This is a genomic window from Micromonospora sp. NPDC049529, from assembly GCF_055586685.1.
Genome location: NZ_JBVJHT010000024.1, coordinates 110,111 through 118,645, shown reverse-complemented (window position 1 = coordinate 118,645; position 8,535 = coordinate 110,111). Strand labels below are relative to the sequence as shown.

5 protein-coding genes and 1 rRNA gene are annotated in these 8,535 nt (G+C 71.0%); 5 read left to right on the top strand and 1 reads right to left on the bottom strand.

Features of this window, described 5'->3' with window-relative positions; translation table 11 throughout:
* The 4 genes from rrf to ACZ6QQ_RS32050 all read left to right on the top strand — a co-directional run.
* Positions 1-92 (top strand): 5S ribosomal RNA (rrf, locus tag ACZ6QQ_RS32065); the annotation flags it as partial.
* A gap of 237 nt (positions 93-329) precedes the next feature.
* Positions 330-701 (top strand): PadR family transcriptional regulator, encoded by a 372-nt coding sequence (locus ACZ6QQ_RS32060; RefSeq protein WP_465881374.1) that lies wholly within the window; start codon positions 330-332, stop codon positions 699-701.
* Complete coding sequence (locus ACZ6QQ_RS32055) at positions 701-2,071, top strand: permease prefix domain 1-containing protein (protein WP_465881372.1); 1,371 nt, start codon at positions 701-703, stop codon at positions 2,069-2,071. The genes ACZ6QQ_RS32060 and ACZ6QQ_RS32055 overlap by 1 nt, the downstream gene beginning before the upstream one ends.
* Positions 2,072-2,269: 198 nt before the next feature.
* Entirely contained in the window at positions 2,270-3,373 is a 1,104-nt protein-coding gene (locus tag ACZ6QQ_RS32050; protein ID WP_465881371.1) for an oxygenase MpaB family protein, read from the top strand.
* A 39-nt stretch (positions 3,374-3,412) separates the two neighbouring features.
* On the opposite strand, the gene ACZ6QQ_RS32045 is transcribed toward ACZ6QQ_RS32050, so the two are convergent.
* Positions 3,413-6,688: an AfsR/SARP family transcriptional regulator gene (locus ACZ6QQ_RS32045; protein WP_465881369.1), complete on the bottom strand. Its 3,276-nt coding sequence runs from the start codon at positions 6,686-6,688 to the stop codon at positions 3,413-3,415.
* 151 nt (positions 6,689-6,839) lie between these two features.
* Between ACZ6QQ_RS32045 and ACZ6QQ_RS32040 the strand changes: the two genes are divergently transcribed.
* Positions 6,840-8,417, top strand: a complete 1,578-nt coding sequence (locus ACZ6QQ_RS32040; RefSeq protein WP_465881367.1) for an MFS transporter — start codon at positions 6,840-6,842, stop codon at positions 8,415-8,417.
* Positions 8,418-8,535 lie beyond the last annotated feature (118 nt).

Genomic DNA, 8,535 nt, shown 5'->3' with positions numbered 1-8,535 from the left:
CGCCCGGTTACATTCCGAACCCGGAAGCTAAGCCCTCCAGCGCCGATGGTACTGCACTCGGGAGGGTGTGGGAGAGTAGGACGCCGCCGGACAATTTTCAGTTAGGGCCATCCTTCGGGATGGCCCTAACTTGTTTCTGTGGGTCTTTGATTCGGACCCGGCCTCCCGGCCCCAGGCTCCCCCGTGTATGTGCGGCTCGACCCGCTCGCGGTGGTTGACCGACCTGGCGTACCGCACCGCACCCTCGGCCTGCCCCGGCCCGGCATCGGATTGCGCCGCCCCTATACCTAGAACTACTATGCATCACAGTCCTAGGTATAGGAGGGTACGTGCACATCACCAAAGACCTCGTCGCGGCCTCGGCGACGCCGCTCGTGCTGGGGATCCTCGCCGAGGGCGAGAGCTACGGCTACGCGATCCTCAAGCAGGTCAACGAGCTGTCGGGTGGGCAGTTGGAGTGGACCGAGGGCCTGCTCTATCCGCTGCTGCACCGTCTGGAGCGGCTCGGTCACGTCGAGTCGGCATGGGAGACGCCGGCCGGGGGACGCCGCCGCAAGTACTACCGCATCACCGACCAGGGCCTGGCCGAGCTCGCCGAGCAGCGCCGCCAGTGGGCCGCCGTGGTCGACACCCTGCGGGGGGTCTGGAGCACGGCCCAGTCGATCAGGCCGATCACGGCACCGGCATGGGAGGTGGGGTGATGGCCGCCGACAGCACCCACGACCTGGAGGGTCAGATCGCCGAGTGGCGGGCGTACACGCATCGGCGGCGGGAACTGCACCACACCGACACCGAGGAGCTGGAAGACCATCTCCGGAGCCGGATCACCGAGCTGAGCGAGGCCGGCCTGCGAACCGACGAGGCGTTCCTCATCGCCGTCAAACGCATGGGCAGCCTCGACGAGCTGTCACGGGAGTTCGCGCGGGAACATTCCGAGCGGCTGTGGAAGCAACTCGTGCTGCCCGGGGAGCCGGACGCGCCCACCGCCGCCCGTACCCGTCGGGAACTGCCCGTCATGGTGCTCTGCGCGGCCGTCGCGGCGTTCGCGATCAAAGTGCCGGGCTGGTTCGGCCTGGACATCTCGGGCGACGACGGCGCCTTCTACGCGCGAAACATCAGCCTCTTCGCATTGCCGGCGCTCGCCGCCTACTTCGCCTGGCAGCGCCGGGTCGGTCCGCGGGTCATCGCGGTGCTCGCGCTGCTGTTCATCCTCGGCGCGGTCGCCGCGAACGCGTACCCGGCGGCCGACGGCGCGCAGACCGTCGCGCTCACCGCGATCCACCTGCCGATCGCGCTGTGGCTGGTCGTCGGCGTCGCCTACACCGGCGGTGACTGGCGCTCGGACCGGCGGCGGATGGACTTCATCCGGTTCACCGGGGAGTGGCTGATCTACTTCGCCCTCATCGCCCTGGGCGGCGGCGTACTCACGGCCTTCACGGTGAACACCTTCGGAGCCATCGGCGTAGACGTCGAGGGATTCGTCCAGTCGTGGTTGGTGCCGTGCGGCGCCATGGCGGCGATCGTCGTGTCGGCGTGGCTGGTGGAGGCGAAGCAGAGCGTCATCGAGAACATGGCTCCGGTGCTCACCCGCGTCTTCACCCCGCTCTTCGCGGCCACCCTGCTGGCCTTCCTGGTCGCCATCATCTGGACCAACAACGGCATCGACGTCGAGCGTGACGCGCTCATCCTCTTCGACCTGCTGCTCGTCATCGTGCTCGGCCTGCTGCTGTACGCCATCTCCGCCCGTGACCTCACGGCCCGAGCGGGCCTGTTCGACCGGCTGCAACTCGGGCTCGTCGTCTGCGCCCTGATCATCGACGTCCTGGTGCTGTTGGCGATCACCGGCCGGATCACCGAGTGGGGCTTCAGCCCCAACAAGACCGCGGCACTGGGCGAGAACGTCGTGCTGCTCACCAACCTGGCCTGGTCGGCGTGGCTGTTCCTCGGCTTCACGCGTGGCCGTATGCCCTTCGCCCGCCTGGAACACTGGCAGACCCGGTACCTGGTCGTGTACGCGGTCTGGGCCTGGGCCGTCGTCCTCGCCTTCCCGCCCGTCTTCGACTTCGCCTGAGCCGCAACGACCTGCCCGAGCCGGCCCGTTCACCCCTCGACACGAGGCGGGGTGGACGGGCCGGCGGGCGAGGGGCGACGACCTGACGGATCCCGACCGGGTAGGTTGCCCGCCGCCCGGCCCTCGACCAGGCTTCCTGGTGGATCGGCCGGTGTCGGTGCCCGGAGAGCCGGCCGTCGCGACGCTGACGGAGGAACGATGTCCCGAACCCGTTCGGACAGGCTGGAGCGGCGTACGGCATTCGGCGTCTGGACCAGGAGACGCGCCGACCGACGCTACGCGCGGGTGCGGGAGATCCAGGCCATGGACGTCCGCGAGAACGCCAGCCGGATCTGGTGGCTCGACATGGGCTACGAGTTCCCGTGGGACTACGCCATCGGGGGCGCGCTCGGCTTCTACCACAGCGTCGCGGCGCGGGAGATGGCCGCGCTGCTGGTGCGGACCGGTGAGCTGACCGGGAACACCCACCGCCGGATGGAACACCTCGGGATCATCACTCTGGAGATGGTCCGGCACGGCTTCAGGGACCCGCGCGGCAAGGCCGCGGCCCGGCGGATGAACCGGATCCACCGCAACGCCGTACGGCACATCAGCGTCGACGGGGAGAAGTGGACCATCACCAACGAGCAGTACCTGTTCGTTCTCGCCACCAGCATGCTCATCCAGGCCCGCTGGGTCGACCGGTACGGCTGGCGTCCGCTCAGCGACGCCGAGCACACCGCCGCGTACCTGCACGCGCGGGAGCAGAGCGAGCACATGGGGTTGAAGGACATGCCCGGCTCCTGGGAGGAGCTGGGGCGCTTCCACGACGACTACGTACGTCGGCACTTCGTCTACTCGCCCGAGGCGGCGCAACTCTTCCAGTCGACCAAGGACGCGTTGATCGGGCCGATGGTCGGCTGGCTGCCAGCTCGCTGGCAACCACTCGGGCGGCGGCTCGCCGAGCTGGCCGTACCGGCGATACTTCAGCCGGAACTGCGCCGGGCGTTCGGGGTCGCCGAGCCGTCGGCGCTGATCCGGCTGGCCGTACACCTCGCGATCCGGGCCCGGTCCGCGTACGTCCGGGCCACCGCGCCGCGGATGGAACCCGCGTACCCGGACAAGATGCCGACCCCGACCTTCCCCGACGGCGAATGGGATCTCGACAAGGTCGGCCCGGCGCACACCGTGCACGGCACCGGCCCGACGTCCGAGGCGGACTCCGCCGAGCACGACAGTCACGGCGAGCACCACGGTCACGGTGCCGCCGAGCCCATCGCTTCCGTCGCGGAGCCCAGCCGGGTCAACGGCGTACGCCATTAGCCAGGCGCCCCGGCGGCGCCGCCGGGGCCGGGACGTCCGTCAGTCGGCTACCAGGTACTCGTCGGGGCGCAGCTCGCCACCGTGTTTGAACGCGGCGACGAAGCCGTCCTCGCCCAGCTCCGTCCGGGCCCGTGCGGAGATCCGCTCCACGTCGCCGCGTTCGCCACCGGGCAGCGGCGCCCCGGCGGACTCCCGGGCCTCGGCGGCGGCGCCGAGCAGTCGGGCGCCGTGCTCGGCATAGCCGGCCAGGACGTACGCCCCGGCCAGCCCCTCCAGGGCGAGCGCGACCGCCCGCGGATCGCCGCTCTCGGTCGCGGTGTCCAGCCCGGTACGGTGTGCCGCCAACGCGCCGTCGGCATCCCCGCGCAGTTCGGCGATGAAGCCGAACTCGGCGGAGACCAGGGCCGGTGTCTCGGGGGCGTACCCGATCTCCCGGTGCAGTTCGAGCACCCGGTCCAGGTGCATTCCGGCGGCGTCGAGCCGACCCTCCCGGCGGGCACCGAGGGCGAGCCCGATCTCGGCGAACTGCTCCCCGAACCGGTCGGACTGCTCGATCGACAGCCGCCGGGCCCGCTGGTGGAACTCCCGCGCCTGCTGGTAGTCCCCGGTCAGCAGGGCGATCCGGCCCAGCCCGGCCAGTTGCAGCGAGACCGAGGGCCAGAGCCCGAACTCCTCGGCCAGGCGCAGCCCGTCCCGGTACAGCCGCGCCGCGACGTCGTAGTCGCCGACCACCTCCGCGTAGGTCGCCAGCGGGCCGATCGCCTGCAACTGTCCCCAGTGGTCGCCGATCTCCCGGAAGAGCGCGAGACTGCGCTCCCCGTCCCGCTTGAGGGTGGTGAACGTGCCCCGTAGCTTCGCCTGGAAGCTGCGGCTGCTCAGCGCGGCGGCGACCCCCCACCGGTCGCCCAGCGCCTCGAACCGGCCCAGCGCGCGGTCGACCAGCTGCTCGCTGGGGGAGAGGTCGCCGATGCCGTACATGGTGGAGCCGAGGAACCATTCCGCCATGGCCCGGGAACGAGGGTCGTCCACCTGGTCGAACGGCTCCAGCGCGGTCCGGTACTCCTGCTCGGGGTCCGCACCGCCACGCAGGACCAACCCGATGCCGATCTGCCACGCGGTCGCCGTCGCCCGGCGTACCACGGGCGCGGGTCCGGGCATCTCCAGCGCGGTGAGCAGGGAGCGCCGGGCCTCGGCGAGGCGCCCGCGCAGGAACCAGTACCAGGACATCGCGTTGGCCAGGCGCAGCGCCAGGTCGGCCTCGCCGTGGCGGACCGCGGTCTCGAACGCGCTGCGCAGGTTGGCGGTCTCGGCGTCCAGCCGTTGCAGCCACTGCCGCTGGTTGTGACCCCGCAGATGCTGTTCGGCGCGCTCGGCGAGCGCGGTGTAGTACTCCCGGTGCCGGCGCTGGTAGTGGGCGAGTTCGCCGGCCTCGTCGAGCCGGTCGAGACAGTACGCGGCGACCGACTCCAGCAGCCGGTAACGGGCCGTGGTTACGGTGTCGGTGAACACGACCAGTGAACAGTCGACCAGCCGGGAGAGCAGGTCGACGACCCGGGCGGACTCGACGCCCTTGCCGGCGCAGACCTCCTCGGCGGCGGCCAGGGTGCAGCCGTCGGTGTGCACGGCGAGCCGGCGCAGCAGGATCCGTTCCGGCTCGTCGAGGAGCGCCCAGCTCCAGTCGATGGTGGCCCGGAGCGTTCGCTGCCGTGGCGGGGCGCCCCGGCGCCCGGCGGCGAGCAACCGGAACCGGTCGTCGAGCCGCGCCGCCACCTCGTGTACGCCGAGCCCCCGTACCCGGGTCGCCGCCATCTCCAGGGCCAGCGGGATCCCGTCCAGCCGCCGGCAGATCGCGGCGACCGCCGGGGCGTTGTCGGCGTCGAGAGTGAAGCCCGACATCGCCGCGCCGGCCCTGGCGCCGAAGAGTTCGACGGAGCTGAACTGTCGCAGCGCTCCGGGGTCCAACCCGGCCCCGGCCGGCGGCAGCGTGAGCGGCGGGACCGTCATCACCTGCTCGCCGGAGACGTCGAGCGGTTCCTGGCTGGTGGCCAGGATCCGGATCCCGGGGGCGCGGCCGAGCAGCAGTTCGCTGAACCGGGCCACCGGCTCGACCATCTGCTCGCAGTTGTCCAGCACCAGCAGCATCCGTTTGCCGCGCAGCGCACCGACCAGGAAGTCGATCAGCGACGGTGGCGCGACGGAGCCGCCGATCCCGGTCGCGTCGTCCCGGATACCCAGGACACCGGCGACCACCTCGGCGATCTCGGCGACCGAGGACGGGTGGGCACCCCGGCGCCGGCCCCGGGTGCCCGGCTCCGGGTCGGCGGCGGGCTCCATCGCCGCGAGTTCGACCAGCCAGACCCCGTCGGCGTACGTGTCGAGGAGCTGGCTGGCGGTCTCGATGGCGATCCGGGTCTTGCCCACCCCGCCCGAGCCGGCCAGTGTCACCAGCCGGCGCACCGCGAGCAGCGACCGGAGTTCGGCGATGGTCTCCGCCCGGCCGATCAGCTCGGTCAGCGGGGCCGGCAGGTTCGTCGACGGGCGGGCGGTGGTGGTGGCCGGCGAGGCGTTCGGACGCAGGGTCGGATCCTGCATCAGGATCGCCCGGTGCAGCCCGGCGAGTTCCGGGCCGGGGTCCAACCCCAGGTCTTCGGCGAGGCGCCGGCGCAGGTCGCCGTAGCTGTCGAGCGCCTCGGTGCGCCGACCGGACAGGTAGAGGGCCCGGATCTGCGCGGCACGTAGCCGCTCCCGGTGCGGATGCCGGGCGACCAGGTCGGCGATCTCGTCGCCGAGCAGGGTGTGCTCGCCGAGTGCGAGCCGGGCCTCGGCCTGTTCCTCCAGCAGGGTCAGCCGCTGCTCCTCCAGTTGTGCGGCGGCGGACCGGGTGAAGATCTCGTCGGCGAAGTCGGCGTAGGCGGCTCCGCGCCACAGGGCCAGGGCGTCGGCCAGCAGCGCGGCCCGGGTCCGGGGATCCGCACCCGCGAGGGCGCGCGCGGCGAGCCGGGCGAACTGGTCGGCGTCCACTGTGTCGGCCCGGAGCAGGTATCCCGGGGAGCGGGAGACGACGCACTCCCGACCGCCTGGCTCGGCCTCCTCCAGGGCCCGCCGCAGCTGCCACACCTTGCTCTGCAACACCCCGGCCGGATTGCCGGGGCGTCGGGCCGGCCACAGGTCCTCGACCAGTCGGTCGACGGAGACGGGTTGGTTGCGGTGGACGAGCAGGTGGGCGAGGACCGCCCGCACCTTCGGTTCGGGGATCCGTACGGGACGGCCGTCGGAGGTCCAGACCTGTAACGGACCGAGCACTCCGAAGCGCATCCGTTCACCGTACCGAGTGTCGGGCCGGTGAACCAAGACAAGTGGTGCCCGGTCCGGCAGTCACCGAGATCCAACCGAGATGGCTCCGAGAGCGACGGCGATGAGCATGACCGAAAAGAGTGGGACAACCCCGCCGTGGAGGAAGGTTTTCATGTCTGCCAGCGCACTGCCGGTCTCCGAACCCCGGGCCGGCCGCCGAGAATGGCTGGGGCTCGTCGTTCTCGCCCTCCCGACGATCCTGATCTCGATGGATCTGACGGTGCTCTACATGGCACTGCCGCACCTCAGTGCCGACCTCGGTCCGGACAGCATCCAGATGCTGTGGATCGTCGACATCTACGCGTTCGTGATCGCCGGTTTCCTGGTCACCATGGGTACGCTCGGTGACCGGATCGGCCGCCGCCGACTGCTGATGATCGGTGCGGTCGCGTTCGGCGTCGCCTCGGTGCTCTCGGCGTACGCCACCAGCACCGAGATGCTGATCGCCGCCCGTGCCCTGCTGGGTATCGCCGGCGCGACCCTGCAACCGTCCACCATGTCGCTGATCACGAACATGTTCAAGAACCCGAAGCAGCGGGCCGCCGCCTTCGGCGTCTGGGCCACCTCGTTCGAGATCGGCGCCATGGCCGGTCCGGTGATCGGTGGTCTGCTGCTGGAGCAGTTCTGGTGGGGGTCGGTCTTCCTCCTCGGCGTGCCGGTGATGGTGCTGCTGCTGGTCACCGCGCCGATCCTGTTGCCCGAGTACAAGGCACCGGGGGCCGGGAAGCTCGACTTCGCCAGCGTCTTCCTGTCGCTGGCCACCATGCTGCCGGTGATCTACGGTCTCAAGCAGATCGCCAAGCACGGCTGGCAGGTCACGCCCGTGGCAGCGATCGTGGTCGGTCTGGTCTTCGGCTGGCTCTTCCTGCGCCGGCAGCGGACGCTCGCCGACCCGATCCTCGACGTCTCGTTGTTCCGCAGCCGGGCGTTCAGCGGCGCGCTGAACCTCCAACTGCTGTGCATGATCACGCTGTCCGGCCTGACCCTGTACTTCACCCAGTACCTCCAGCTGGTCAAGATCCAGTCTCCGTTCGAGGCCGGGCTCTGGATGTTGCCCTTCGTGGGTGGCACGATCATCGGCGCCAACCTCGGCCCGCTGCTGGCCCGCCGGTACTCGCCCGGCTACGTGATCGCCGGTGGCCTCGTGGTCTCGGCGATCGGCTTCGCGATGCTGATCGGGTTGGAGCCCACCTCCCACCCGGTGCTGCTGGCGGTGAGCGCCATGGTCATCACGATCGGACTGGCCCCGCTGATGGTGCTCACCGCCGACCTGGTGGTCGGCTCCGCACCGGTCGAGCGGTCCGGATCGGCCGGCTCGATGCACGCCACCGCGAGCGAGCTGGGCATGGCGCTCGGAGCCGCGATCCTGGGAACTCTCGGTACGGCCATCTACCGCGACCAGATGCAGGACGCCGTACCGGCCGACGCCCCGGGCGACGCCGCCGCCTCGGCCAAGGACACACTGGCCGGCGCCGTCGCGGAAGTCTCGCGGCTGGGGGAGTCGGTGGTCACCGCCGCACGGGCGGCCTTCACCGACGCCTTCAACGTGATCTCGGTGATCAGCGTGGTGGTGATGATCGGACTCGCCGTCCTCTCGGTGGCGACGTTGCGCAAGGTTCCGCCGAGCGGACAGGCCGCCGAGCCCGCCGAGCCGGTCGAGACCGTCGAGAAGTCGGGTACGCCGGCCTGACAAACCCCGCCCCGGGCGGGGGGGGCCGGCAGCGGCGGTCGGGGAACCCGCGCGGGGGGAAATCGGGCCTGCCAGTGAGCGTGGCTGTGGGGAACGGGAAAAAACAGAAAGGGGTGTT